The organism is Pseudomonas sp. Hp2, assembly GCF_006386585.1.
Lineage (GTDB): Bacteria > Pseudomonadota > Gammaproteobacteria > Xanthomonadales > Xanthomonadaceae > Pseudomonas_S > Pseudomonas_S boreopolis.
On record NZ_VAHJ01000003.1, the window covers coordinates 601,462 to 625,951 of the forward strand.

General features: G+C 66.0%; 19 protein-coding genes and 5 tRNA genes. All 24 read right to left on the reverse strand.

From position 1 onward, the window contains the following. Nucleotides 1-8: 8 nt before the first annotated feature. The 24 genes from rplC to FD678_RS12290 all read right to left on the reverse strand — a co-directional run bounded on the left by rplC (nucleotide 9) and on the right by FD678_RS12290 (nucleotide 24,489). On the reverse strand, nucleotides 9-659 hold the full coding sequence (gene rplC / locus FD678_RS12170; protein WP_140723618.1) for a 50S ribosomal protein L3: 651 nt from the start codon (nucleotides 657-659) through the stop codon (nucleotides 9-11). Between the two features lie 11 nt (nucleotides 660-670). After that, on the reverse strand, nucleotides 671-982 hold the full coding sequence (gene rpsJ, locus FD678_RS12175; protein WP_140723621.1) for a 30S ribosomal protein S10: 312 nt from the start codon (nucleotides 980-982) through the stop codon (nucleotides 671-673). Nucleotides 983-1,490: 508 nt separating this feature from the next. Further along, nucleotides 1,491-2,681 carry an elongation factor Tu gene (gene tuf / locus FD678_RS12180; RefSeq protein ID WP_140723624.1) on the reverse strand — a complete coding sequence of 397 codons (1,191 nt, stop codon included), beginning with the start codon at nucleotides 2,679-2,681 and terminating at the stop codon, nucleotides 1,491-1,493. Nucleotides 2,682-2,773: 92 nt separating this feature from the next. After that, nucleotides 2,774-4,903 (reverse strand): elongation factor G, encoded by a 2,130-nt coding sequence (gene fusA / locus FD678_RS12185; protein WP_140723627.1) that lies wholly within the window; start codon nucleotides 4,901-4,903, stop codon nucleotides 2,774-2,776. 139 nt (nucleotides 4,904-5,042) lie between these two features. Further along, nucleotides 5,043-5,510, reverse strand: coding sequence for a 30S ribosomal protein S7 (gene rpsG / locus FD678_RS12190; RefSeq protein WP_140723631.1), 468 nt, complete (start codon nucleotides 5,508-5,510; stop codon nucleotides 5,043-5,045). 12 nt (nucleotides 5,511-5,522) lie between these two features. Next, entirely contained in the window at nucleotides 5,523-5,897 is a 375-nt protein-coding gene (gene rpsL, locus FD678_RS12195; protein ID WP_003469157.1) for a 30S ribosomal protein S12, read from the reverse strand. 228 nt (nucleotides 5,898-6,125) lie between these two features. Further along, on the reverse strand, nucleotides 6,126-10,343 hold the full coding sequence (gene rpoC, locus FD678_RS12200; RefSeq protein ID WP_140723636.1) for a DNA-directed RNA polymerase subunit beta': 4,218 nt from the start codon (nucleotides 10,341-10,343) through the stop codon (nucleotides 6,126-6,128). A 91-nt stretch (nucleotides 10,344-10,434) separates the two neighbouring features. Continuing rightward, nucleotides 10,435-14,625 (reverse strand): DNA-directed RNA polymerase subunit beta, encoded by a 4,191-nt coding sequence (gene rpoB / locus FD678_RS12205; RefSeq protein WP_140723639.1) that lies wholly within the window; start codon nucleotides 14,623-14,625, stop codon nucleotides 10,435-10,437. 303 nt (nucleotides 14,626-14,928) lie between these two features. Then, nucleotides 14,929-15,297 carry a 50S ribosomal protein L7/L12 gene (gene rplL, locus FD678_RS12210; RefSeq protein ID WP_140723643.1) on the reverse strand — a complete coding sequence of 123 codons (369 nt, stop codon included), beginning with the start codon at nucleotides 15,295-15,297 and terminating at the stop codon, nucleotides 14,929-14,931. A gap of 64 nt (nucleotides 15,298-15,361) precedes the next feature. Beyond that, nucleotides 15,362-15,892 carry a 50S ribosomal protein L10 gene (gene rplJ / locus FD678_RS12215; RefSeq protein WP_140723646.1) on the reverse strand — a complete coding sequence of 177 codons (531 nt, stop codon included), beginning with the start codon at nucleotides 15,890-15,892 and terminating at the stop codon, nucleotides 15,362-15,364. Between the two features lie 574 nt (nucleotides 15,893-16,466). After that, nucleotides 16,467-17,165: a 50S ribosomal protein L1 gene (rplA, locus tag FD678_RS12225; RefSeq protein WP_140723648.1), complete on the reverse strand. Its 699-nt coding sequence runs from the start codon at nucleotides 17,163-17,165 to the stop codon at nucleotides 16,467-16,469. Between the two features lie 4 nt (nucleotides 17,166-17,169). Continuing rightward, complete coding sequence (rplK, locus tag FD678_RS12230) at nucleotides 17,170-17,598, reverse strand: 50S ribosomal protein L11 (protein WP_140723652.1); 429 nt, start codon at nucleotides 17,596-17,598, stop codon at nucleotides 17,170-17,172. Nucleotides 17,599-17,801: 203 nt separating this feature from the next. After that, nucleotides 17,802-18,359, reverse strand: coding sequence for a transcription termination/antitermination protein NusG (nusG, locus tag FD678_RS12235; RefSeq protein ID WP_140723657.1), 558 nt, complete (start codon nucleotides 18,357-18,359; stop codon nucleotides 17,802-17,804). A gap of 13 nt (nucleotides 18,360-18,372) precedes the next feature. Beyond that, entirely contained in the window at nucleotides 18,373-18,780 is a 408-nt protein-coding gene (gene secE, locus FD678_RS12240) for a preprotein translocase subunit SecE (RefSeq protein WP_140723660.1), read from the reverse strand. Between the two features lie 51 nt (nucleotides 18,781-18,831). Beyond that, nucleotides 18,832-18,907, reverse strand: a tRNA-Trp gene (locus FD678_RS12245). Between the two features lie 146 nt (nucleotides 18,908-19,053). Beyond that, entirely contained in the window at nucleotides 19,054-20,244 is a 1,191-nt protein-coding gene (gene tuf, locus FD678_RS12250; protein ID WP_140723624.1) for an elongation factor Tu, read from the reverse strand. A gap of 45 nt (nucleotides 20,245-20,289) precedes the next feature. Beyond that, a tRNA-Thr gene (locus FD678_RS12255) sits at nucleotides 20,290-20,365 on the reverse strand. A 34-nt stretch (nucleotides 20,366-20,399) separates the two neighbouring features. After that, nucleotides 20,400-20,473 (reverse strand) — tRNA-Gly (locus FD678_RS12260). 29 nt (nucleotides 20,474-20,502) lie between these two features. Further along, nucleotides 20,503-20,588 (reverse strand) — tRNA-Tyr (locus tag FD678_RS12265). Between the two features lie 145 nt (nucleotides 20,589-20,733). Continuing rightward, nucleotides 20,734-21,825: a redox-regulated ATPase YchF gene (gene ychF, locus FD678_RS12270; RefSeq protein WP_140723663.1), complete on the reverse strand. Its 1,092-nt coding sequence runs from the start codon at nucleotides 21,823-21,825 to the stop codon at nucleotides 20,734-20,736. Nucleotides 21,826-21,911: 86 nt separating this feature from the next. Next, a complete protein-coding gene (gene pth, locus FD678_RS12275) occupies nucleotides 21,912-22,496 on the reverse strand; it encodes an aminoacyl-tRNA hydrolase (RefSeq protein WP_140723666.1) in 585 nt (194 codons plus the stop codon). Between the two features lie 55 nt (nucleotides 22,497-22,551). Beyond that, complete coding sequence (locus FD678_RS12280) at nucleotides 22,552-23,172, reverse strand: 50S ribosomal protein L25/general stress protein Ctc (RefSeq protein ID WP_140723669.1); 621 nt, start codon at nucleotides 23,170-23,172, stop codon at nucleotides 22,552-22,554. Between the two features lie 103 nt (nucleotides 23,173-23,275). Continuing rightward, nucleotides 23,276-24,235 (reverse strand): ribose-phosphate diphosphokinase, encoded by a 960-nt coding sequence (locus FD678_RS12285; protein WP_140723674.1) that lies wholly within the window; start codon nucleotides 24,233-24,235, stop codon nucleotides 23,276-23,278. A 176-nt stretch (nucleotides 24,236-24,411) separates the two neighbouring features. Beyond that, nucleotides 24,412-24,489: transfer RNA gene (locus tag FD678_RS12290), tRNA-Gln, on the reverse strand. Nucleotide 24,490: the final 1 nt, after the last annotated feature.

A 24,490-nucleotide genomic window follows, 5' to 3' on the forward strand; every position in this document is an offset into this window, starting at 1 on the left:
ATCTCTCCTTATGCCTTGCTCGCCGGACGGACGATCACGTCGCCACCGGCAGCGCCCGGGACGGCGCCGCGGACGGCGATCAGACCGCGCTCGACGTCGACCTTGACCACTTCCAGGTTCTGCGTGCTCTGCTGCACGGCACCCATGTGACCGGCCATCTTCTTGCCCGGGAACACGCGGCCCGGCGTCTGGCGCTGGCCGATCGAACCCGGAGCACGATGCGACAACGAGTTACCGTGGGTGGCGTCACCCATGCGGAAGTTGTGCCGCTTGATGGTGCCCTGGAAGCCCTTACCCTTGGTGACGCCCTGGACGTCGACCTTCTGACCGACCTCGAAGATGTCGGCCTTGATCTCGCCGCCGACGGCGAAATCACCCAGCTTGTCGTCCTCGACGCGGAACTCCCACAGGCCACGGCCGGCCTCGACCTTGGCCTTGGCGAAGTGGCCGGCTTCCGGCTTGTTCACCAGGGCGGCGCGGCGCGCACCGACGGTCACCTGCACGGCGCTGTAGCCATCGACCTCGACGGTCTTGATCTGCGCGATGCGGTTCGGGGTAGCTTCGATCAGGGTAACCGGGATGGAGCGGCCATCCTCGGTGAAAACGCGGCTCATGCCGGCCTTGCGGCCCACGAAGCCCAACGAATACTTCTTCGTCATGGTCGTAGTCCTCAGGTCAACTTGATCTGCACGTCGACGCCGGCAGCCAGTTCGAGCTTCATCAGCGCGTCCACGGTCTTGTCGTTGGGGTCGACGATGTCGAGTACACGCTTGTGCGTGCGGGTTTCGTACTGGTCGCGCGCGTCCTTGTCGGCGTGCGGGGAGACGAGCACGGTGTAACGTTCGATCTTGGTCGGCAGCGGGATCGGGCCGCGCACCTGCGCGCCAGTCCGCTTGGCCGTCTCGACGATCTCGCTGGCCGAACGGTCGATCAAGCGATGATCGAACGCCTTCAGCCGAATCCGGATCTTTTGGTCCGCCATGACGGGGTTCCTTCGTTAAAAGAGCGACGGGCAAGGCCTCTGGGATGCCTGCCCCGAAATTTCCTGAACACGTGGATCGCACCGCTTCCTGCGCGCGATGGGCACTTCCTCCGCCCAAAAACTGAGGCAGACCAGTCACCCGGCCTGCCCAGACGGAAAAGTATAATGCGCACCCAGAGCAACGTCAACAGCTCTACGCCGTTGATTGCTCCATGCAACGCGACCTTCCCGGTCTGGCGAACACGAGAGGCATCCTGCCCTCTTTTCGCAGTTTTACGCGCGGCACCCTACCCAGGAATGCCGAGCCGCGCATTGTACAAGGACGAAATCGCCGCTGCCAAGCCCCTCCTGCATTTCCAGGAACCCGGGCGCGAACCGTTCAGGATCGGCGCCGGGGGTTTCGCCCTCCCCGGACGCACGAAACCCGCCACGCGGGCGGGTTTCGCTGGTCCCGCCCGGAGGCGGGTTGCCGGAACGCGTCCAGGCCGAGGCCGGGACGCGCCTTACATCACTTGGTGATCTTCGAGACCACGCCGGCGCCGACGGTACGGCCGCCTTCGCGGATCGCGAAGCGCAGGCCCTCGTCCATCGCCACCGGGTTGATCAGCGTGACCGACATCTTCACGTTGTCGCCCGGCATCACCATCTCCACGCCCTCCGGCAGCTGCACCGCGCCGGTGATGTCCGTGGTACGGAAGTAGAACTGCGGACGGTAGCCCTTGAAGAACGGGGTGTGGCGGCCGCCCTCGTCCTTCGACAGCACGTACACCTCCGCGTCGAACTCGGTGTGCGGGGTGATCGAGCCCGGCTTGGCCAGCACCTGGCCACGCTCCACCTCGTCACGCTTGGTGCCGCGCAGCAGCAGGCCCGCGTTGTCGCCCGCCTGGCCCTGCTCCAGCAGCTTGCGGAACATTTCCACGCCCGTCACGGTGGTCTTCTGGGTCGGACGGATGCCCACGATCTCGATTTCGTCGCCCACCTTGATCACGCCGCGCTCGATACGGCCGGTCACCACGGTGCCGCGGCCCGAGATCGAGAACACGTCTTCCACCGGCATCAGGAACGGCTTGTCGATGTCGCGCTCCGGCGTCGGGATCCAGGTGTCCAGCGCGTCCACCAGCTTGATGATCGCCGGCACGCCGATCTCCGACTGGTCGCCTTCCAGCGCCAGGCGGGCCGAGCCCTTGATGATCGGGGTGTCGTCGCCCGGAAACTCGTACTTGCTCAGCAGCTCGCGCACTTCCATTTCCACCAGCTCGAGCAGCTCGGCGTCATCCACCATGTCCGCCTTGTTCAGGAACACGACGATGTACGGCACGCCCACCTGGCGCGACAGCAGGATGTGCTCGCGGGTCTGCGGCATCGGGCCGTCCGCGGCCGAGCACACCAGGATCGCGCCGTCCATCTGCGCCGCACCGGTGATCATGTTCTTCACGTAGTCGGCGTGACCCGGGCAGTCCACGTGCGCGTAGTGGCGGGTCGGGCTTTCGTATTCCACGTGCGCCGTCGAGATCGTGATGCCGCGCGCCTTCTCTTCCGGCGCCGCGTCGATCGCGTCGTACGCCTTGAACTCGCCACCGAAACGCTCTGCGCCGATCTTCGTCAGGGCAGCCGTCAGCGTGGTCTTGCCGTGGTCGACGTGACCGATGGTGCCGACGTTGACGTGCGGCTTGGTGCGCTCGAACTTACCTTTTGCCATTGCTATTTACCTCTGTGATTCGTGTTGGGTGACGGGTGATCCGGGCAAGGCGGAGTCCGCGCCCTTCCGGGCGACGGACCCCTGGCCCCGGGTCACGCCTTCTTGATGACGGTGTCGGCGATGTTCTGCGGAGCCGGCTCGTAGTGGTCGAACTCCATCGAGAACGTCGCGCGGCCCTGGGTCATCGAACGCAGCTGGGTGGCGTAGCCGAACATTTCGCCCAGCGGGATCATCGCGTTGATGATGGTGCCCGAGACGCTGGTGTCCGAACCTTGCAGCACGCCGCGACGACGGCTCACGTCGCCCATCACGTCGCCCTGGTAGTCGTCCGGGGTCACGATCTCGACCTTCATGATCGGCTCCAGCAGCACCGGGCGCGCCTTGGCGAAGCCCTGCTTGAACGCCATCGAGGCGGCCAGCTTGAACGCCATTTCCGACGAGTCGACGTCGTGGTACGAACCGAACACCAGCTTGACCTTCACGTCCACCACCGGGAAGCCGGCCAGCGGGCCGCTGGTGATGGTCTCGCGCAGGCCCTTCTCGACCGACGGGATGAACTCCTTCGGAATCACGCCACCGGTGATCTCGTTGATGAACAGGAAGTCGTCCTTGATGTCCGCCGCGTACTTCTCGCGGTCCTCGGCGGTCAGCGGCGACATCTCGATCACGACGTGGCCGTACTGGCCCTTACCGCCGGACTGCTTGGCATGCTTGTAGTCCGACTTCACGTCCGAGGCCTGGATGGTCTCGCGGTACGCGACCTGCGGCTTGCCGACGTTGGCCTCGACGTTGAACTCGCGCTTCATGCGGTCGACGATGATGTCCAGGTGCAGCTCGCCCATGCCCGAGATGATCGTCTGGCCCGACTCTTCGTCGGTCTTGACGCGGAACGACGGGTCTTCCTGCGCCAGGCGGCTCAGGGCGTTGCCCATCTTTTCCTGGTCGGACTTGGTCTTCGGCTCGACCGCCATCGAGATCACCGGCTCCGGGAACGCCATGCGCTCGAGCACGATCGGGGCATCGAGGGCGCACAGGGTGTCGCCGGTGGTGACGTCCTTCAGGCCCACCGCCGCGGCGATGTCGCCGGCCAGCACTTCCTTGATCTCGTCGCGCTGGTTGGAGTGCATCTGCAGCAGGCGGCCGATGCGCTCCTTGCGGTTCTTGACCGAGTTCAGCACCTGGTCGCCGGCGTTCAGCGTGCCGGAGTAGACGCGGAAGAAGGTCAGCGAGCCGACGAACGGGTCGGTCATGATCTTGAACGCGAGCGCCGAGAACGGGGCCTTGTCGCTGGATTCGCGCGACAGCTCCTTGGTCTCGTCGTCCATGTCGACGCCCTTCACCGGCGGCACGTCGACCGGCGACGGCAGCAGGCGGATCACGCCGTCGAGCATGGCCTGCACGCCCTTGTTCTTGAACGCCGAGCCCAGGAACATCGGGACGATCTCCGTCGACAGCGTGCGCACGCGCAGCGATTCGTAGATCTCGTCCTCGGTCAGCTCCTCGCCGCCCAGGTACTTCTCCATCAGCTCTTCGCTGGCCTCGGCCGCGGTCTCGACCATGAACGCGCGCGCCTCTTCCGCCTGGGCCTGCAGCTCGGCGGGGATGTCGCGGTACTCGAAGTTCAGGCCCTGGCTGGCGGCATCCCAGTGGATCGCCTTCATCTTGACCAGGTCGACCACGCCCTCGAAGTTGTCCTCGGCGCCGATCGGGATCTGCATCGGCACCGGCACGGCGCCCAGGCGCGTCTTCAGCTGGTCGCGGACCTTGAAGAAGTTGGCGCCGGTGCGGTCCATCTTGTTGACGAACGCGATGCGCGGCACGTGGTACTTGTTGGCCTGGCGCCACACGGTCTCCGACTGCGGCTGCACGCCGCCGACCGCGCACAGCACGAACACGGCGCCGTCGAGCACGCGCAGCGAACGCTCGACTTCGATGGTGAAGTCGACGTGCCCGGGGGTGTCGATGATGTTGAAGCGGTGCTCCGGGAAGGACTTGTCCATACCCTTCCAGAACGCGGTGGTGGCGGCGGACTGGATCGTGATGCCACGCTCCTGCTCCTGCTCCATCCAGTCCATGGTGGCAGCGCCATCGTGCACTTCACCGATCTTGTGGCTCTTGCCGGTGTAGAACAGGATGCGCTCGGACGTGGTGGTCTTGCCGGCATCGATGTGGGCCATGATGCCGAAGTTGCGATAACGCTCGATGGGAGTGGTACGGGCCACGGGAGCCTCTCAAAAATTTCTCGGATTTCGGATGGCCGAACGCCGCCTTTCGGCGGCCTTCGGGTTGAAGTGGCGCGCTGCGCGCCACATGCCGGCACTCATATGGGGCCGGTGGGCCTTGTTGCCAAGGCCCGATGCATCACCAGCGGTAGTGGGCGAACGCCTTGTTCGCTTCCGCCATGCGGTGGGTTTCTTCACGCTTCTTGATGGCGCCGCCACGATTCTCAGAGGCGTCCAGCAGCTCGGCAGCCAACTTGCGCGGCATCGAGTTCTCGCCGCGCTTGCGGGCGGACTCGATGATCCAGCGCATTGCCAGAGCCATCTTGCGGGAGGCGCGAACCTCGACCGGCACCTGGTAGGTAGCGCCGCCGACGCGACGCGACTTCACTTCGACTGCCGGGGCCACGTTGTCCAGTGCCTTCTGCACCAGCTCGATGGCATTCGGATTCTTTTCGCCGATGACGTCCATTGCGCCATACACGATTTTCTCTGCAACCGACTTCTTGCCACTCTGCATCACCATGTTGATGAAGCGGGCAATGGTTTCGCTGCCATGCTTGGGATCAGGCAGGACGGTGCGCTGCGGAGTAGAACCTTTACGAGACATTAGATTGATTCCTTAGCTCTTCGGGCGCTTGGCGCCGTACTTGGAACGACCCTGACGACGCTTGGCGACGCCAGCGGCGTCCAGCGAGCCGCGGACGGTGTGGTAACGCACACCCGGCAGGTCCTTGACACGGCCACCGCGGATCAGGACCACGGAGTGCTCCTGCAGGTTGTGGCCTTCGCCGCCGATGTAGCTGATGACCTCTTCCTGGTTGGTCAGTCGCACCTTGGCGACCTTGCGCAGGGCCGAGTTCGGCTTCTTCGGGGTGGTGGTGTAAACGCGCGTGCAAACGCCGCGACGCTGCGGACATTTGTCCAGCGCCGGGGAGGCACTCTTGTAGGTGGTCGCCTGCCGAGGCTTGCGAACCAGCTGATTGATTGTCGCCATCAGTGGATTCTTCTGAGTGGGTAAGGCCGTCGGGCCTTGTGCGTGAAAAAACGACAGCAGGCCGATTTCCGGCCCACTGAGACAGGGGAGTATAGCTGGCAGGCCAAATTTCCGTCAACCGCGCGGAATGGCGACCTGCTGGCCCGTCCGGGGCCTGAAAACGGAGGGCATCCTGCCCTCCATTTCACTGGTAGGCGGCGGCCTGGCCGGCCGCCGCCGGGGTGAGGCTTATTCCTCGCCGGCCGACTCGGACACCGGGGCCGCCTCGGCCGCCGGGGCGGAACCGGTGCCGGCCAGGGTCTCGATCTCGGAGTCGGTCAGGCCCGAGGCACGGCGACGGCGCTGGTTGTGGTAGGCCAGGCCGGTGCCGGCCGGGATCAGACGACCGACGATCACGTTCTCCTTCAGGCCGCGCAGGTTGTCGCTGGTGCCGCGGACCGCCGCCTCGGTGAGGACGCGGGTGGTCTCCTGGAACGAGGCCGCCGAGATGAACGACTCGGTCGCCAGCGAGGCCTTGGTGATGCCCAGCAGCACCGGCTCGAACTTGGCCGGCAGCTCGTTGCGCGCGACCAGGCGGGCGTTCTCCTCGATGACGCGCTGGCGCTCGACCTGCTCGCCGTTGAGGAACTTGCTGCCGCCCTGGTCGGTGATCTCGACCTTGCGCAGCATCTGGCGGGTGATCACCTCGATGTGCTTGTCGTTGATCTTCACGCCCTGCAGGCGGTACACGTCCTGGATCTCCTTGACCAGGTAGGCCGCCAGCGGCTCCACGCCCAGCAGGCGCAGGATGTCCTGCGGGCTCGGCTCGCCGTCCACGATGGTCTCGCCCTTTGTCACGTGCTCGCCTTCGAACACGATGATCTGGCGGTACTTCGGGATCAGTTCCTCGTGCTCGTTGCCGTCGGTGTCCTTGATGATCAGGCGCTGCTTGCCCTTGGTGTCCTTGCCGAAGCTGATCACGCCCGAACGCTCGGCCAGGATCGCCGGATCCTTCGGCTTGCGCGCCTCGAACAGGTCGGCCACGCGCGGCAGACCGCCGGTGATGTCGCGGGTCTTGGACGCTTCCTGCGGGATCTTGGCGACCACGTCGCCGACGCCGACCGGCGCGCCGTCCTGCAGGTTCACGATCGAGCGCGGCGGCAGCAGGTACTGCGCCGGCAGGTCGGTGCCCGGGATGGTCAGGTCGTTGCCGTTCTTGTCGACGATCCGCACCAGCGGGCGCAGGTCCTTGCCCTGCGAGCCGCGGCGCTTCGGATCGGTGATCTCGCGCGAGGCCAGGCCGGTCAGCTCGTCGGTCTTCTCGATGACGGTGACGCCGTCGATGAAGTCGACGAAGCGGACGAAACCGGCCACTTCCGACACGATCGGGTGGTTGTGCGGATCCCAGTTGGCCACGGTCTGGCCGGCCTTGATCTCCGCGCCGTCCTTGACCGAGATGGTGGCGCCGTAGGGCAGCTTGTAGCGCTCGCGCTCGCGGCCGTGGCCGTCGAGCACCGAGATCTCGCCCGAACGCGACACCGCCACCAGCGTGCCGTTGGCGTGCTCGACCGACTTGAGGTTGTTGAACTTCACCGAGCCGGTGGTCTTGACGGTGATGTTGTCGACCGCCGCCGCACGCGAAGCCGCGCCGCCGATGTGGAACGTACGCATCGTCAGCTGGGTACCCGGCTCGCCGATCGACTGGGCGGCGATGACGCCGACCGCTTCGCCGATGTTGACCAGGTGGCCGCGCGCCAGGTCGCGGCCGTAGCAGCGCGAGCACACGCCGAACGGCGATTCGCAGGTGATCGTCGAGCGGACCTTGATGGTCTGCACGCCGGCCTCTTCCAGCCTGGCCACCCACTGCTCGTCGAGCAGCGTGTTGCGGGTGACGACCGGTTCCTCGTCGTTGCCCGGCAGGAACACGTCCTCGGCCACGACGCGGCCCAGCACGCGGTCGCGCAGCGGCTCGACCACGTCGCCGCCTTCCACGATCGGGATCATGGTCAGGCCGTCGGTGGTGCCGCAGTCGACCTCGGTGATCACCACGTCCTGCGCCACGTCGACCAGGCGGCGGGTCAGGTAACCGGAGTTCGCGGTCTTCAGCGCGGTATCGGCCAGGCCCTTGCGGGCGCCGTGGGTGGAGTTGAAGTACTCCTGCACGTTCAGGCCTTCGCGGAAGTTCGCCTTGATCGGCGTCTCGATGATCGAGCCGTCCGGGCGGGCCATCAGGCCGCGCATGCCGGCCAGCTGGCGGATCTGCGCCTGGCTACCGCGCGCGCCCGAGTCGGCCATGATGTACAGCGAGTTCATCGACTTCTGGTCGATGGTCTCGCCCTTGGCGTTGACCACCTTCTCGGTGCCGATGGTGTCCATCATCGCCTTGGCGATGCGCTCGTTGGTGCGCGACCAGATGTCGACCACCTTGTTGTAGCGCTCGCCGGCGGTGACCAGGCCCGACTGGTACTGTTCCTGGATCTCCAGCACTTCCTGCTCGGCCTCGCCCAGGATGTCCTTCTTCTCGGCCGGGATCAGCATGTCGTCGATGCCGATCGACACGCCGGCGCGGGTGGCGTAGGCGTAGCCGGTGTACATCAGCTTGTCGGCGAACACGACCGTGTCCTTCAGGCCGAGCATGCGGTAGCTGGAGTTGATCAGGCGCGAGATGTTCTTCTTGGTCATCTCGGTGTTGGCCAGCTCGAACGGCAGGCCTTCCGGCAGGATCTCGCTCAGCAGCGCGCGCCCGACCGTGGTGTCCACGATCGAGGTCTTGTTCTGCTTGCCGCCGTTCTCGTCGGTCACCACCTCGGTGATGCGGACCTTGACCTTGGCGTGCAGTTCCACCACGCGGTTGTCATAGGCGCGCTTCACCTCGTTGGTGTTGGCGAACACCATGCCCTCGCCCTTCTTGTTCTCCAGGGCGCGGCTCATGTAGTACAGGCCCAGCACCACGTCCTGCGACGGCACGATGATCGGCTCGCCGTTGGCCGGCGACAGGATATTGTTGGTGGACATCATCAGCGCGCGCGCTTCCAGCTGGGCTTCCAGCGAGAGCGGCACGTGCACGGCCATCTGGTCGCCGTCGAAGTCGGCGTTGAACGCGGTGCAGACCAGCGGGTGCAGCTGGATCGCCTTGCCCTCGATCAGCACCGGCTCGAACGCCTGGATGCCCAGGCGGTGCAGGGTCGGCGCGCGGTTCAGCAGCACCGGATGCTCGCGGATGACCTCTTCCAGGATGTCCCAGACGTCGCCTTCCTCGCGCTCGACCAGCTTCTTGGCGGCCTTGATCGTGGTGGCCAGGCCGCGGCGCTGCAGCTTGGCGAAGACGAACGGCTTGAACAGCTCCAGCGCCATCTTCTTCGGCAGGCCGCACTGGTGCAGCTTCAGGTACGGACCGACGGTGATCACCGAACGGCCGGAGTAGTCCACGCGCTTGCCGAGCAGGTTCTGGCGGAACCGGCCCTGTTTGCCCTTGATCATGTCGGCCAGCGACTTGAGCGGGCGCTTGTTGGTGCCAGTGATGGCGCGGCCGCGGCGGCCGTTGTCCAGCAATGCGTCGACCGACTCCTGCAGCATGCGCTTTTCGTTGCGCACGATGATGTCCGGCGCGTTCAGCTCGAGCAGTCGGCGCAGGCGGTTGTTGCGGTTGATGACGCGGCGGTACAGGTCGTTCAGGTCGGAGGTCGCGAAGCGGCCGCCATCCAGCGGCACCAGCGGGCGCAGGTCCGGCGGCAGCACCGGCAGCACGGTCATGACCATCCACTCCGGGCGGTTGCCGGACTCGATGAAGGCCTCGATCAGCTTGATGCGCTTGGTCAGGCGCTTGAGCTTGGTCTCCGAGCCGGTGCCGGCGATCTCCTCGCGCAGGCGGGTCATCTCCGACTGCAGGTCGATCGTGCGCAGCAGTTCGTACACGGCCTCGGCGCCCATCGCGGCGTCGAAGTCGTCGCCGTGCTCCTGGCGCGCCTGCAGGTACTGCTCCTCGGTCAGCAGCTGGCGGCGCTCCAGGGCGGTCAGGCCCGGCTCGGTCACCACGTAGGCTTCGAAGTACAGCACGCGCTCGATGTCGCGCAGGGTCATGTCCAGCATCAGGCCGATGCGCGACGGCAGCGACTTGAGGAACCAGATGTGCGCGACCGGCGAGGCCAGGTCGATGTGGCCCATGCGCTCGCGGCGCACCTTGGCCAGGGTCACTTCGGTGCCGCACTTCTCGCAGACCACGCCGCGGTGCTTCATGCGCTTGTACTTGCCGCACAGGCACTCGTAGTCCTTGATCGGGCCGAAGATGGCGGCGCAGAACAGGCCGTCGCGCTCCGGCTTGAAGGTACGGTAGTTGATGGTTTCCGGCTTCTTCACTTCGCCGAACGACCAGGAACGGATCAGGTCGGGCGAAGCCAGACCGATCTTGATCGCGTCGAAGTCCAGCGTCTGGCGCTGCTGGTTGAAGAGGTTGAGCAGGTCTTTCATTTGATATCTCCGGGTCGGAGGAATTCGTTTCGGGACTGGACGGTCAGGGCTGTCTGCGGGGCCCGGGAGCACGGCTCCGGGCCCCGGCTTCTCAGTTCTCTTCCAGCTCCATGTTGATGCCCAGCGAGCGGATTTCCTTCACCAGCACGTTGAAGGACTCCGGCATGCCCGCGACCATCTCGTGCGCGCCGTCGACGATGTTCTTGTACATCTGGTTGCGGCCCTGCACGTCGTCGGACTTCACCGTCAGCATCTCCTGCAGGGTGTAGGCCGCGCCGTAGGCTTCCAGCGCCCAGACTTCCATTTCGCCGAAGCGCTGGCCGCCGAACTGCGCCTTGCCGCCCAGCGGTTGCTGGGTGACGAGCGAGTACGGGCCGGTCGAGCGGGCGTGCATCTTGTCGTCGACCAGGTGGTTCAGCTTCAGGTAGTGCATGTAGCCGACCGTGGTCTTGCGATCGAACGCCTCGCCGGTACGCCCGTCGTACAGCTGCATCTGGGTCTTGCTGGCGTTGAAGCCGAGCAGTTCCGTCTCCGCGTCGCCGTCCGGGTAGGCCAGGTCCAGCATCTCGCGGATCTCGTCCTCGTGCGCGCCGTCGAACACCGGCGTCGCCATCGGCACGCCGTCGGTCAGGTTGCGGGCCAGGGCCAGCAGCTCGTCGTCGCTGAACTGCGACAGGTCCACGCGATCGCCGGCCACGCGCTTGTCGTGGTTGTAGATCTTGCCGAGGAACTCGCGCAGCTCGCTCACCGCGCGCTGCTGCTCCAGCATCTTCTGGATGCGCTTGCCCAGGCCCTTGGCGGCCCAGCCCAGGTGCACCTCGAGGATCTGGCCGATGTTCATGCGGCTCGGCACGCCCAGCGGGTTGAGGCAGATGTCGACCGAGGTGCCGTCGGCCATGTACGGCATGTCCTCCACCGGCACCACGTTGGACACCACGCCCTTGTTGCCGTGGCGGCCGGCCATCTTGTCGCCCGGCTGGATGCGGCGCTTCACGGCCAGGAACACCTTGACCATCTTCAGCACGCCCGGGGCGAGGTCGTCGCCCTGGGTGATCTTGCCGCGCTTGTCGGCGAAACGGGCCTCGAATTCCTTCTCGTGCACCTGGATCTGCTTCTGGGCGCGCTCGATCGCGTCGGCCGCGTCCTCGTCCTTCATGCGCAGCTGGAACCAGTCGGACTTCTTCAGCCCGTCCAGGTAGGCGTCGGTGACGACGTCGCCCTTCTTCAGGCCGGCGCCGCCGTTGGCGACCTTGCCGACGATCTGCGAGCGCAGGCGCGCGTAGATCGCCGCCTCCAGGATGCGGAACTGGTCGTCGAAGTCCTTCTTGACGCGCTTGATCTCGTTCTCCTCGATCTGGCGGGCGCGCTTGTCCTTCTCGATGCCGTCGCGGGTGAAGACCTGCACGTCGATGACAGTGCCGTCCATGCCCGGCGGCACGCGCAGCGAGCTGTCCTTAACGTCGGAGGCCTTCTCGCCGAAGATCGCGCGCAGCAGCTTCTCTTCCGGGGTCAGCTGGCTCTCGCCCTTCGGCGTGACCTTGCCGACCAGGATGTCGCCGGCGCGCACTTCCGCGCCGATGTACACCACGCCGCTCTCGTCCAGGCGGTTCAGCGCCTGCTCGGAGACGTTCGGGATGTCGGCGGAGATCTCCTCCGGCCCCAGCTTGGTGTCGCGCGCGACGCAGGTCAGCTCCTCGATGTGGATCGTGGTGTAGCGATCCTCTTCCACCACGCGCTCGGAGAGCAGGATGGAGTCCTCGAAGTTGTAGCCGTTCCACGGCATGAACGCGATCAGCATGTTCTGGCCCAGGGCCAGCTCGCCGATGTCGGTGGACGGGCCGTCCGCCAGCACGTCGCCGCGCGCCACCACGTCGCCCACGTTCACCAGCGGACGCTGGTTGATGCAGGTGTTCTGGTTGGAGCGGGTGTACTTGATCAGGTTGTAGATGTCCACGCCGGCATCGGTGGCGCCGACGATCTCGTCCTCGTTGACCTTGACCACGATGCGGGCCGCGTCGATCTGCTCGATCACGCCGCCGCGGCGGGCGTTCACGGTCACGCCCGAGTCGCGCGCCACGGCGCGCTCGATGCCGGTGCCGACCAGCGGCTTCTGCGCGCGCAGCGTCGGCACGGCCTGGCGCTGCATGTTCGCGCCCATCAGCGCGCGGTTGGCGTCGTCGTGCTCGAGGAACGGCACCAGCGCCGCGGCGACCGACACGGTCTGCATCGGCGAGACGTCCATGTAGTGCACGTCCGCCGGCGGCTTCAGCAGCGACTCGCCCTGGAAGCGGCACGGCACGAACTGCTCGGTCAGCTGGCCCTTGGCGTCGGTCAGCGCATTGGCCTGCGCGATGACGTACTCGTTCTCCTCGATCGCCGACAGGTACTCGACCTCGTCGGTGACCTTTCCGTCCACGACCTTGCGGTACGGCGTCTCGAGGAAGCCGTACTTGTTGGTGCGGGCGAACACCGCCAGCGAGTTGATCAGGCCGATGTTCGGGCCTTCCGGGGTCTCGATGGTGCAGACGCGGCCGTAGTGGGTCGGGTGCACGTCGCGCACTTCGAAGCCGGCGCGCTCGCGGGTCAGGCCGCCCGGGCCCAGCGCCGAGACGCGGCGCTTGTGGGTGACTTCCGACAGCGGGTTGTTCTGGTCCATGAACTGCGACAGCTGCGAGGAGCCGAAGAACTCCTTGATCGCGGCGGCCACCGGCTTGGCGTTGATCAGCTCCTGCGGGGTCAGGCCCTCGGACTCGGCCATCGACAGGCGCTCCTTGACCGCGCGCTCGACGCGGACCAGGCCGACGCGGAACACGTTCTCGGCCATCTCGCCGACCGAACGCACGCGGCGGTTGCCCAGGTGGTCGATGTCGTCCACCACGCCGCGGCCGTTGCGGATCTCGCACAGCACCTTGATGACGTCGAGGATGTCGCTGGTATCGCCGTGCGCGGCGACCAGGCGCTTGGCTTCCTCGTCGTTGCGCTCGCCGAAGTACTTGTGGTCGTACAGCACGGCCTCGCCGGTGACTTCCTTGCGGCCGACGCGGCGGTTGAACTTCATGCGGCCGACCGTGGACAGGTCGTAGCGCTCGAAGGTGAAGAACAGGTTGTGGAACAGGTTCTGCGCGGCGTCCTTGGTCGGCGGCTCGCCCGGGCGCATCATGCGGTAGATCTCGACCAGCGCCTCGAGCTGGGTCTTGGTCGGGTCGATGCGCAGCGTGTTGGACAGGTACGGGCCGCGGTCGAGGTCGTTCACCCACAGGGTGCCGACCGCGTCGACGCCGGCCTTGCGGAACGCGGCCAGCTGGTCCTCGGTGATCTCGTCGTTGGCGTTGGCCAGCAGCTCGCCGGTCGAGGCGTCGACCACGTCGTGCGACAGGATGCGGCCGAGCAGGTACTCGTCCGGCACCGCCAGCGCGGCGATGCCCGAGGCTTCAAGCTGCTTCACGTGGCGCGCGGTGATGCGCTTGCCGGCCTCGACGATCACGCGATCGCCGTCGGCCAGGTCGAAGTTCAGCGTCTCGCCGCGCAGGCGCTCGGGCACCAGCTCGAGCTGCACGCCCTCGTCCGGGTTGATGTGGAACGTGTTGATCTCGAAGAACTCGTTCAGCATCTCCTCGTTGGAGTAGCCGAGCGCGCGCAGCAGGATCGACACCGGCAGCTTGCGGCGGCGGTCGATGCGGGTGAACAGCGCGTCCTTCGGGTCGAACTCGAAGTCCAGCCACGAACCGCGGTAGGGGATGATGCGGGCGCTGTACAGCAGCTTGCCCGAGCTGTGGGTCTTGCCGCGGTCGTGGTCGAAGAACACGCCCGGCGAACGGTGCAGCTGCGACACGATGACGCGCTCGGTGCCGTTCACGATGAACGTACCGTTCTCGGTCATCAGCGGGATCTCGCCCAGGTAGACTTCCTGCTCCTTGACGTACTTGATCGCCTTGGTCGACGACTCGCGGTCGTAGATCACCAGGCGCACGGTCACGCGCAGCGGCGCGCCGTAGCTCATGCCGCGCTGGCGGCACTCGCGCTCGTCGAACACCGGCTCGCCCAGCTTGTAGCCGACGTATTCCAGCGCGGCGTTGCCGCTGTAGCTGACGATCGGGAACACCGACTTCAGGGCTGCATGCAGGCCGAGGTCCTTGCGCTTGCTCGGCTCGACGTCTTCCTGCAGGAATTCGCGATAGGAATCCACCTGGATCGCAAGCAGGAACGGCACTTCGAGGATCGAGCGCTGCTTGCCGAAGTCCTTGCGGATACGCTTCTTTTCGGTGAACGAATAGGACGTCATGAGGTCTTCCACCTTGGGCTGTACGGGCCGCGCGTCCGCGGCCGTGGGATCACAAAAAGAACCGCGCGCATGGATGTGCGCCGCTCTTTTGAGGGAATCACGCTTAAGTTGTCAGTTGGAAGTCGCTGGTATTGCCGGCACCAGCACGCCATCTCCCGCTACTTCCAACTACCAACTCCGGGAACTGCAAGTTGGGTTTTCGCGCGTTACGGAACGTTGGATCCCGTAACGGCCAAAGGCCGGGGGCTTTCGCCCCCAGCCTTCAGTGCATCGCCGTGAACGGCTGGCGATGCAAGGCGCTGCTTACTTGACCTCGACGGTCGCGCCGGCAGCTTCCAGGTCCTTCTTCATCTTCTCGGCGTCTTCCTTCGACACGCCTTCCTTCAGGACGCCACCGGCCTCGGTGAGGTCCTTGGCTTCCTTCAGGCCCAGGCCGGTGATGGCGCGGACGGCCTTGATGACGTCGACCTTCTTGTCGCCGGCGCTCTTCAGGGTGACGGTGAACTCGGTCTGCTCTTCGACCGGGGCGGCGGCGGCGGCCGGGCCGGCGGCGACCACCGGAGCGGCGGCGGAAACGCCGAACTTCTCTTCGATGGCCTTGACCAGCTCCATCACTTCCATCAGGGACTTCTCGGCGATGGCGTCGACGATCTGCTCGTTGGTAAGGGACATTGTGATTACCTTTGGAAAATTTTCTGGATGGGGGTTCAGATCACTGAACCGCTAGACATCGAACTCAGGCGGTCTCGGCGGCCGGCTCGGCAGCGGCGGTTTCGCCACCACCCTGCTTGTCGGCCACGGCCTTGACGGCGCGCGCGAACATGGCGGCCGGCTCGGACAGGACGCGGGCCAGCATGGCCAGGGCCTGTTCGCGGGTCGGCAGCGAGGCCAGCACGTCGACGTGGCTCGCCGGGAACACTTCACCGCCAATCGCCACGACCTTCGCCTGCAGCTTGTCGTTGTTCTTGGCGGCTTCCTTGATCAGGCGACCGGCGGCGCCGGGCTCCTCGAGCGAGAACGCATACAGCAGCGGACCAACCAGCTTGTCCTTGGCGACTGCGAACTCGGTGCCTTCGACGGCGCGCGCGGCCAGGGTGTTCTTGACAACCTTCAAGAAAACACCGGTCTCGCGGGCCTGCTTGCGCATCGCGGTCATCTGGGCGACCGTGGTGCCAGCGTATTCGGCGGCGATCAAGGAGTGGGCCTTGGCGGCGATGTCTGCCAGCTCGGCGACTACTTCTTGCTTCTGGGACAGATTGAGAGCCATTGTCACTCCTCATGTGAACTCCGCTCACGGCTCCTGCCGCTTGCGGTCCAGGGCGGCATCCTTCCTGGACGCCGGGAACATCGGGACGATGTTCCGGTGGTGGCCGTTCTAGACCTGGAGTGGGCCAACCTGGGTTGCCCCAGACGTGCGTGAACCAGAAAAACTCCAGAAGGGCGACACCATCTACGCAGGTGGGCTCCCGGGGGAACCGATTAAGCGATCTGCGGGCTGCCGGCGGCGACTCCCTTGCCGTGTCGAGCTTCCGTGCCCGTCGCCGGTGACCTTCAGACCGCGCCTGCGGTCTTTGACGGCTGCGCCGCGATGGATTGCGGCGTTGCCTTCAAATGTTGCCTTCGTCCTGCCGGGGGGCGGGAATTCGGGCGTGCTTCGATTTTCTTGCAACAACGTTTCAGTCGTTGGACCGTCGCTTCCGCGAAGGCGGGAGCCCGGCGACTTCAATGCGACCTGCACGGAAGCCGCTGGACCTGCGATCCCCGGCCCAAGCGCATAGCGCTCGGACGCGGGGTGACGGTTTGACGAAGCCGGAGCCGCTGGGCGGCGCCGGGTCAAATCGTCACTTCAACGCCAGCGAGGACTGGTCGACGGTGACGCCCGGGCCCATGGTCGAGCTCAGCGACACCTTCTGCAGGTAGGTACCCTTCGAGGTGGCCGGCTTGGCCTTGATCAGGTCGGCCAGCAGCGCCTGCAGGTTGGTCTTCAGGGCTTCGTCGTCGAAGCTCACCTTGCCGATCGTGCAGTGGATGATGCCGGCCTTGTCGGTGCGGTAGCGGACCTGGCCCGACTTGGCGTTCTTGACCGCCTCGCCCGGGTTCGGCGACACGGTGCCGACCTTCGGGTTCGGCATCAGGCCGCGCGGGCCCAGCACCGTACCCAGTTTGCCCACCACGCGCATGGCGTCCGGGGTCGCGATCACCACGTCGTAGTTCAGGTCGCCGGCCTGCATCTTCTCGGCCAGGTCGTCCATGCCGACCGCATCGGCGCCGGCGGCCAGGGCCTCGTCGGCCTTGGCACCGGCCGGGGCGAACACGGCCACGCGCACGCTCTTGCCGGTACCGGCCGGCAGCACGGTCGAACCGCGCACCTGCTGGTCGGACTTCTTGGCGTCCACGCCCAGGCGCACGGCGACGTCGATCGACTCGACGAACTTGGCCTTGGTGGCGGTCTTCAGGATCTTGATCGCGTCCTCGAAGGCGTACGCCTTGCCCGGGACCACGGCGGCCTTGATGGCCTTCTCACGCTTGGTCTGTGCCATCGAATTAACCCTCCACCACCAGGCCCATGGAACGGGCCGAGCCCGCGATCGTACGCACCGCCGCGTCCAGGTCGGCCGCGGTCAGGTCGGGTTCCTTCGCCTTGGCGATCTCTTCGAGCTGCTTGCGGGTCACCTTGCCCACCTTCTCGGTGTTCGGACGCTTGGAGCCCGAGCTGATGCCGGCGGCCTTCTTGAGCAGCACGGTGGCCGGGGTGCTCTTGGTGACGAAGGTGAAGGTACGGTCCGAATAGGCCGTGATGATGACCGGGGTCGGCAGGCCCGGCTCGAGCTTCTGCGTGGCGGCGTTGAACGCCTTGCAGAACTCCATGATGTTCAGGCCGCGCTGACCCAGCGCAGGACCGACCGGCGGCGAGGGGTTGGCCTGACCGGCCTTCACCTGCAGCTTGATGTAACCGACAACTTTCTTTGCCATCTCGATTGTCTCCGGGTGCTAGCGCCTTGACCGCAGGCTCCCCATCGCGCCGGGAAAATCACGCGTCCCGACATCGCGTTTTCACTTCCTTGACCACGCACAAGGCCGCCCATCGGAGCGGCCATGGCGTTGCGGCTGAATCAGCGAGCCGCTCAGCATAACAGATTTTGGCCGCCCATGCTGAATGGGCGGCAGGGCCAGGATCAGCTCTTCTCGACCTGGCCGAATTCCAGCTCCACCGGGGTGGAGCGGCCGAAGATCAGCACCGCCACGCGCAGGCGGCTCTTCTCGTAGTTGACTTCCTCGACCACGCCGTTGAAGTCGTTGAACGGGCCGTCGGTGACGCGGACCATCTGGCCCGGCTCGAACAGCACCTTCGGGCGCGGCTTCTCGACGCCTTCCTGGACGCGATCCAGGATGTGGGCCGCCTCCTCGTCGCGGATCGGCAGCGGGCGATCGGCGGTACCGCCGATGAAACCCATCACGCGCGGGGTTTCCTTGACCAGGTGCCAGCTCTCGTTGTCGATGCGCGGGATGCCGGCCTCGTCGTGGGTCTCGATCTGCACCAGGACGTAGCCCGGGAAGAACTTGCGCTCGGAACGGCGCTTCTGGCCGGAACGCATCTCCACGACCTCTTCGGTCGGCACCAGCACCTCGCCGAAGCGCTCCTGCATCTCGTTGCGGACGATGCGATCGCGCAAGGCCTGCGCCACCGACTTCTCGAAGCCAGAGTAGGCGTGAACGACGTACCAACGCTTCACTGTTCGATTCTCCTCAACGCGCCAGGAACCACTGCGTGAGCTTCTGGATGACGAAGTCGAAGCCCCCCAGCAGCAGGCTCAGGATGATGACCACGACGATGACGACCCACGTGGTACGGATGGCCTCCTGGCGGGTCGGCCAGACCACCTTGCGCAGCTCGAAGCGGGATTCGGACAGGAACCCGCGCGTGTCGCGCCCCTTGGCCGTACCCAGGAACACGAGGATCGAGGCCACCAGCCCGACCACGACGGCCAGGCCGCGCAGCTGCGACGTCCAGGTACCCAGCTGGGCGGAACGCTCCGGCGCGGAGAACCAGAACCAAACGAACAACCCCGCGAGCAGGAGCACCGCGGAGATCACGTACTTGGCAATGTCGCCACCGGAAGCGGCGCCCTTGGAAGGTTCGATTTTGCTGTTCATCCGGCTTCTGGTTACCGATCTGGCCCGGTTTCTGGGGCGGGACAGCGGGAGTGGCACGCCAGGAGGGACTCGAACCCCCAACCTGCGGTTTTGGAGACCGCTGCTCTGCCAATTGAGCTACTGGCGTATGAACTCTTTATCGCTAACCCTTTAGACAACGAAGGCGGACCGATGTTCAGCCGGCCCGCCGCGTTCTTTGCCTAGTCGCTGGCCCCGCCTGGCGGGCTGCCGTCCGGCAAAGGCGTCCAGGCCGAGGCCGGGACGCGCCTTACATCACTTGGTGATCTTCGAGACCACGCCGGCGCCGACGGTACGGCCGCCTTCGCGGATCGCGAAGCGCAGGCCCTCGTCCATCGCCACCGGGTTGATCAGCGTGACCGACATCTTCACGTTGTCGCCCGGCATCACCATCTCCACGCCCTCCGGCAGCTGCACCGCGCCGGTGATGTCCGTGGTACGGAAGTAGAACTGCGGACGGTAGCCCTTGAAGAACGGGGTGTGGCGGCCGCCCTCGTCCTTCGACAGCACGTACACCTCCGCGTCGAACTCGGTGTGCGGGGTGATCGAGCCCGGCTTGGCCAGCACCTGGCCACGCTCCACCTCGTCACGCTTGGTGCCGCGCAGCAGCAGGCCCGCGTTGTCGCCCGCCTGGCCCTGCTCCAGCAGCTTGCGGAACATTTCCACGCCCGTCACGGTGGTCTTCTGGGTCGGACGGATGCCCACGATCTCGATTTCGTCGCCCACCTTGATCACGCCGCGCTCGATACGGCCGGTCACCACGGTGCCGCGGCCCGAGATCGAGAACACGTCTTCCACCGGCATCAGGAACGGCTTGTCGATGTCGCGCTCCGGCGTCGGGATCCAGGTGTCCAGCGCGTCCACCAGCTTGATGATCGCCGGCACGCCGATCTCCGACTGGTCGCCTTCCAGCGCCAGGCGGGCCGAGCCCTTGATGATCGGGGTGTCGTCGCCCGGAAACTCGTACTTGCTCAGCAGCTCGCGCACTTCCATTTCCACCAGCTCGAGCAGCTCGGCGTCATCCACCATGTCCGCCTTGTTCAGGAACACGACGATGTACGGCACGCCCACCTGGCGCGACAGCAGGATGTGCTCGCGGGTCTGCGGCATCGGGCCGTCCGCGGCCGAGCACACCAGGATCGCGCCGTCCATCTGCGCCGCACCGGTGATCATGTTCTTCACGTAGTCGGCGTGACCCGGGCAGTCCACGTGCGCGTAGTGGCGGGTCGGGCTTTCGTATTCCACGTGCGCCGTCGAGATCGTGATGCCGCGCGCCTTCTCTTCCGGCGCCGCGTCGATCGCGTCGTACGCCTTGAACTCGCCACCGAAACGCTCTGCGCCGATCTTCGTCAGGGCAGCCGTCAGCGTGGTCTTGCCGTGGTCGACGTGACCGATGGTGCCGACGTTGACGTGCGGCTTGGTGCGCTCGAACTTACCCTTGGCCATGGCTGCTTCTTCTCGGTGATCGTTGAATGTGGTGGCGACTGGATATGGTGCTCACGAATGGAATCGAACCATCGACCTCCTCCTTACCAAGGAGGTGCTCTACCGACTGAGCTACGTGAGCGGAGTTGTCTATTGTGCCATGCATTGGAGTCCAATGGAGCGGGAGACGGGAATCGAACCCGCACCATCAGCTTGGAAGGCTGAGGTTCTACCATTGAACTACTCCCGCACCGGGATACCGCATGTCACAACAAAAACTGGTGGAGGGAGGTGGATTCGAACCACCGAAGGCGTAAGCCAGCAGATTTACAGTCTGCCCCCGTTGGCCGCTTGGGTATCCCTCCGGATTTCGCCCCGCCGGCTTGCCCTTCGGCAAATCGACCCGGGGTGAAAGAGCCCGCAATTCTGGGCTCGCTTTACGATTCTGTCAACAGAAATTTTCACTTCGCCGCATGGCCGCACCCGGGATGAATGCGCCATGCACCGCCGTCAGACGTTGAAGCGGAAATGCAGGACATCACCCTCCTGCACGCGGTATTCCTTGCCCTCCAGGCGCAGCCGCCCGGCGTCGCGGGCGCCGGCCTCGCCCTTGTACTTGACGAAGTCGTCGAAGGCGATCGTCTCGGCGCGGATGAAGCCCTTCTCGAAGTCGGTATGGATCACCGCCGCGGCCTGCGGGGCGGTCGCGCCGGCCTTCACGGTCCAGGCCCGGACCTCCTTCACGCCCGCGGTGAAATAGGTCTGCAGCCCCAGCAGCCGGTAGGCCGCGCGGATCACCCTGTTCAGACCCGGCTCGTCCAGGCCCAGGTCGGCCAGGAACGCATCGCGGTCGGCGTCGTCGAGCTGCGACAGCTCCTCCTCGATCGCCGCCGACACCGGCACCACCTGCGCGCCCTCGGCCCCGGCGCGGGCGCGCACGGCGTCCAGGTGCGGGTTGTTCTCGAAGCCGTCCTCGAGCACGTTGGCGATGTACATCACCGGCTTGAGGGTGAGCAGGAACAGGTCGCGGACCAGCGCCTTCTCCTCCTCGTCCAGGCCCAGGCTGCGGCCCGGCTTGCCGTCGGCCAGCGCCGCCTGCAGCTTGGCCAGCACCGGCTTGCGCGCGATGGCGTCCTTGTCGCCGCCCTTGGCGGCGCGCTCGGCCCGGTTCAGCGCCTTCTCGACGCTGTCCAGGTCGGCCAGCGCCAGCTCCAGGTCGATGGTCTCGATGTCGGAGATCGGGTCGACCCGGCCGGCCACGTGCACGATGTCGCCGTGCTCGAAGCAGCGCACCACGTGGGCGATCGCGTCGACCTCGCGGATGTGGGCCAGGAACTTGTTGCCCAGGCCCTCGCCGCTGGCGGCGCCGGCGACCAGGCCGGCGATGTCGACGAACTCGACCGCGGTCGGCACCAGCTTCTGCGGCTTCACGATCTCGGCCAGCTGGTTCAGGCGCGGGTCCGGCACCGGCACGATGCCGACGTTCGGCTCGATCGTGCAGAACGGGAAGTTGGCCGCAGCGATGCCCGCCTTGGTCAGCGCGTTGAACAGGGTCGACTTGCCCACGTTGGGCAGGCCGACGATGCCGCATTTGATACCCATGTCGTAAGTCCGGGATTCGGGATTCGGGATTCGGGATTCGCAAGGCGAGCGCAGCGCCGCTCCGTCGAATCCCGAATCCCCAATCTCTAATCCTTGCCAGTATGCAATCGCTTCATCGCCTCGTTGAAATCGCCCGCGACCGCCAGCGGCAGCACGTCCAGGGCATCGTCGATGGCCCGTTCGAGCAGCACGGCATCGGCCGGCGACGGCCGCCCCAGCACCCAGCCCACCACCCGGTCCTTGTGGCCGGGATGGCCGATGCCCAGGCGCAGGCGATGGAACCGGGCGTGGCCAAGCAGGCGGATGGTGTCGCGCAGGCCGTTCTGGCCGCCATGGCCGCCGTCGAACTTCAGCCGCGCGCTTCCGGGCGGCAAGTCCAGTTCGTCGTGCGCGACCAGCATCTGCTCCGGCTCGATCTTCCAGAAGCGCAGGGCCGCGGCGATCGACTTGCCGCTGAGGTTCATGAAGGTGGCCGGCTTGAGCAGCCAGACCGGCTGCCCGGCGACCGCGACCTTGGCCACCTCGCCGAACAGTTTGGATTCCAGGCTCCAGCGCGCGCCTTCGCGGCGCGCGAGGGCCTCGACGAAATGAAACCCGGCGTTGTGCCGGGTTTGGGCGTGCTCCGGACCGGGGTTGCCGAGTCCGACGATCAGTCGCAGGCCTGTCGCCATCTGGCAGCTCTTCGCGACGATCCCCGCGCCGGACGGCGCGGGGACCGCAAGGCGATTACTTGGCCTCGCCCTCGCCCGCCGCCGGCTCTTCCTCGGCCGCCGCGTGCTTGGCGATGACCACCGCCACGTCGTGCTCCTTGCCCAGCTTCAGGGCCGGCAGCTCGACGCCCGCCGGCAGCTTGATGTCGGACAGGTGGACCACCGCGCCGACCGCCAGGGCCGACAGGTCGACCTCGATGAACTCCGGCAGGTCCTTCGGCAGGCACTGCACCTGGACTTCGTTCAGCTCGTGGGTGACCACGACGCCGGCGGTCTTGCCGGCCGGCGACTTGTCCTCGCCGACGAAGTGCAGCGGGACCGAGGCGTTCAGCTTCTCGTTCTCGTTCACGCGCTGGAAGTCGATGTGCATGATCAGCTGCTTGTACGGGTGGCGCTGCAGGTCACGCAGCAGCACCTTCTGCACGTCGCCGTTGAGGCTCAGGTCCAGGATCGAGGAGTAGAACCACTCGTTCTGCTGGGCCAGCCACACTTCTTCGTGGTCGAGCTGGATGTTGACGGGCTTGAGATCGCCACCGTAGACGATCGCCGGGATCTGCCCCGCGCGACGCAGGCGGCGGCTCGCACCCTTCCCCTCGTCTTCGCGGCGCTGGACCTTGATCACATGAGTCTCTGCCATTTTCTTACTACCTTAGGTTGATGAACCGCCTCGCGGCGGTATTGCGGCTCCCCCGCGACCAGGGGAGCCGTGTTGCCGGCGGCCGCAGCCGCCGAATGCGGCGTCAGTCGACGTACAGCGAGCTGACCGATTCGCCGAACGCGATGCGGCGGATCGTCTCGGCCAGCAGCTCGGCGACGCTGAGCTGACGGATCTTGCTGCAGACGCGGGCGGCGTCGGACAGCGGGATGGTGTCGGTCACCACCAGCTCGTCGAGCTGGGAGTTGGTGATGTTGTCCACGGCCGGGCCGGACAGCACCGGGTGGGTGATGTAGGCCACGACCTTGGTGGCGCCGCGCTGCTTGAGCGCCGCGGCGGCCGCGCACAGGGTGCCGGCGGTGTCGACCAGGTCGTCGACCAGCACGCAGGTCTTGCCCTGCACGTCGCCGATGATGTTCATCACCGTGGCGACGTTGGCGCGCGGGCGCCGCTTGTCGATGATCGCCAGGTCGGCGTCGTCCAGGCGCTTGGCGACCGCGCGGGCGCGCACCACGCCGCCGACGTCCGGCGAGACCACGATCAGGTTGTCGGTGCCGTAGGCGCGCCAGATGTCGGCCAACAGCAACGGCGAGGCGTAGACGTTGTCGACCGGCACGTCGAAGAAGCCCTGGATCTGGTCGGCGTGCAGGTCCACGGTCAGCACGCGGTCGGCGCCGATCGCGCTGATCATCTTGGCGGCGACCTTGGCGGTGATCGGCACGCGCGAGGAGCGCATGCGGCGGTCCTGCCGCGAATAGCCGAAGTACGGGATCACCGCGGTGACGCTGGCGGCGCTCGCGCGCTTGAGCGCGTCGATGATCACCAGCAGCTCCATCAGGTGCTCGGCGCTCGGCGCGCAGGTCGGCTGCACGACGAACACTTCCTGCCGGCGCACGCTCTCCTCGATCTCGACCTGGACCTCGCCGTCGGAGAAGGTCGACACCAGCGCCTTGCCCATCCGCACGCCCAGCTCCTTGCAGATGCTTTGCGCCAAGGGCTTGTTGGCATTGCCGGAGAACACCAGCAAATTGCGTTCGTCTTGCATTGGAGAGTCTCTCGGGCGGCGGCGTGGAGCTTGAATCCGAAAAGCGTTCTGTCGAACCAGATCCGGCGTTCGAAGCCACGCCCCGAACCACCGGCCCGGCGTCCAACCCAGGCTTTTCCGTCGAATCCCCGCACATGGATGTGCGGGCTTTTGCAGGGGGACCTGCATAACCAACATGGCAGGGGCGGTAGGATTCGAACCTACGAAATGCCGGGATCAAAACCCGGTGCCTTAGGCCTCTTGGCGACGCCCCTG

Excerpts from the sequence above, each read along its gene's own strand:
- rplC (WP_140723618.1), bottom strand. The coding sequence starts at position 659 with ATGACGAAGAAGTATTCGTTGGGCTTCGTGGGCCGCAAGGCCGGCATG.
- rpsJ (WP_140723621.1), bottom strand. The coding sequence starts at position 982 with ATGGCGGACCAAAAGATCCGGATTCGGCTGAAGGCGTTCGATCATCGC.
- tuf (WP_140723624.1), bottom strand. The coding sequence starts at position 2,681 with ATGGCAAAAGGTAAGTTCGAGCGCACCAAGCCGCACGTCAACGTCGGC.
- rpsG (WP_140723631.1), bottom strand. The coding sequence starts at position 5,510 with ATGTCTCGTAAAGGTTCTACTCCGCAGCGCACCGTCCTGCCTGATCCC.
- rpsL (WP_003469157.1), bottom strand. The coding sequence starts at position 5,897 with ATGGCGACAATCAATCAGCTGGTTCGCAAGCCTCGGCAGGCGACCACC.
- rpoC (WP_140723636.1), bottom strand. The coding sequence starts at position 10,343 with ATGAAAGACCTGCTCAACCTCTTCAACCAGCAGCGCCAGACGCTGGAC.
- rpoB (WP_140723639.1), bottom strand. The coding sequence starts at position 14,625 with ATGACGTCCTATTCGTTCACCGAAAAGAAGCGTATCCGCAAGGACTTC.
- rplL (WP_140723643.1), bottom strand. The coding sequence starts at position 15,297 with ATGTCCCTTACCAACGAGCAGATCGTCGACGCCATCGCCGAGAAGTCC.
- rplJ (WP_140723646.1), bottom strand. The coding sequence starts at position 15,892 with ATGGCTCTCAATCTGTCCCAGAAGCAAGAAGTAGTCGCCGAGCTGGCA.
- rplA (WP_140723648.1), bottom strand. The coding sequence starts at position 17,165 with ATGGCACAGACCAAGCGTGAGAAGGCCATCAAGGCCGCCGTGGTCCCG.
- rplK (WP_140723652.1), bottom strand. The coding sequence starts at position 17,598 with ATGGCAAAGAAAGTTGTCGGTTACATCAAGCTGCAGGTGAAGGCCGGT.
- secE (WP_140723660.1), bottom strand. The coding sequence starts at position 18,780 with ATGAACAGCAAAATCGAACCTTCCAAGGGCGCCGCTTCCGGTGGCGAC.
- tuf (WP_140723624.1), bottom strand. The coding sequence starts at position 20,244 with ATGGCCAAGGGTAAGTTCGAGCGCACCAAGCCGCACGTCAACGTCGGC.
- ychF (WP_140723663.1), bottom strand. The coding sequence starts at position 21,825 with ATGGGTATCAAATGCGGCATCGTCGGCCTGCCCAACGTGGGCAAGTCG.
- pth (WP_140723666.1), bottom strand. The coding sequence starts at position 22,496 with ATGGCGACAGGCCTGCGACTGATCGTCGGACTCGGCAACCCCGGTCCG.
- FD678_RS12280 (WP_140723669.1), bottom strand. The coding sequence starts at position 23,172 with ATGGCAGAGACTCATGTGATCAAGGTCCAGCGCCGCGAAGACGAGGGG.
- FD678_RS12285 (WP_140723674.1), bottom strand. The coding sequence starts at position 24,235 with ATGCAAGACGAACGCAATTTGCTGGTGTTCTCCGGCAATGCCAACAAG.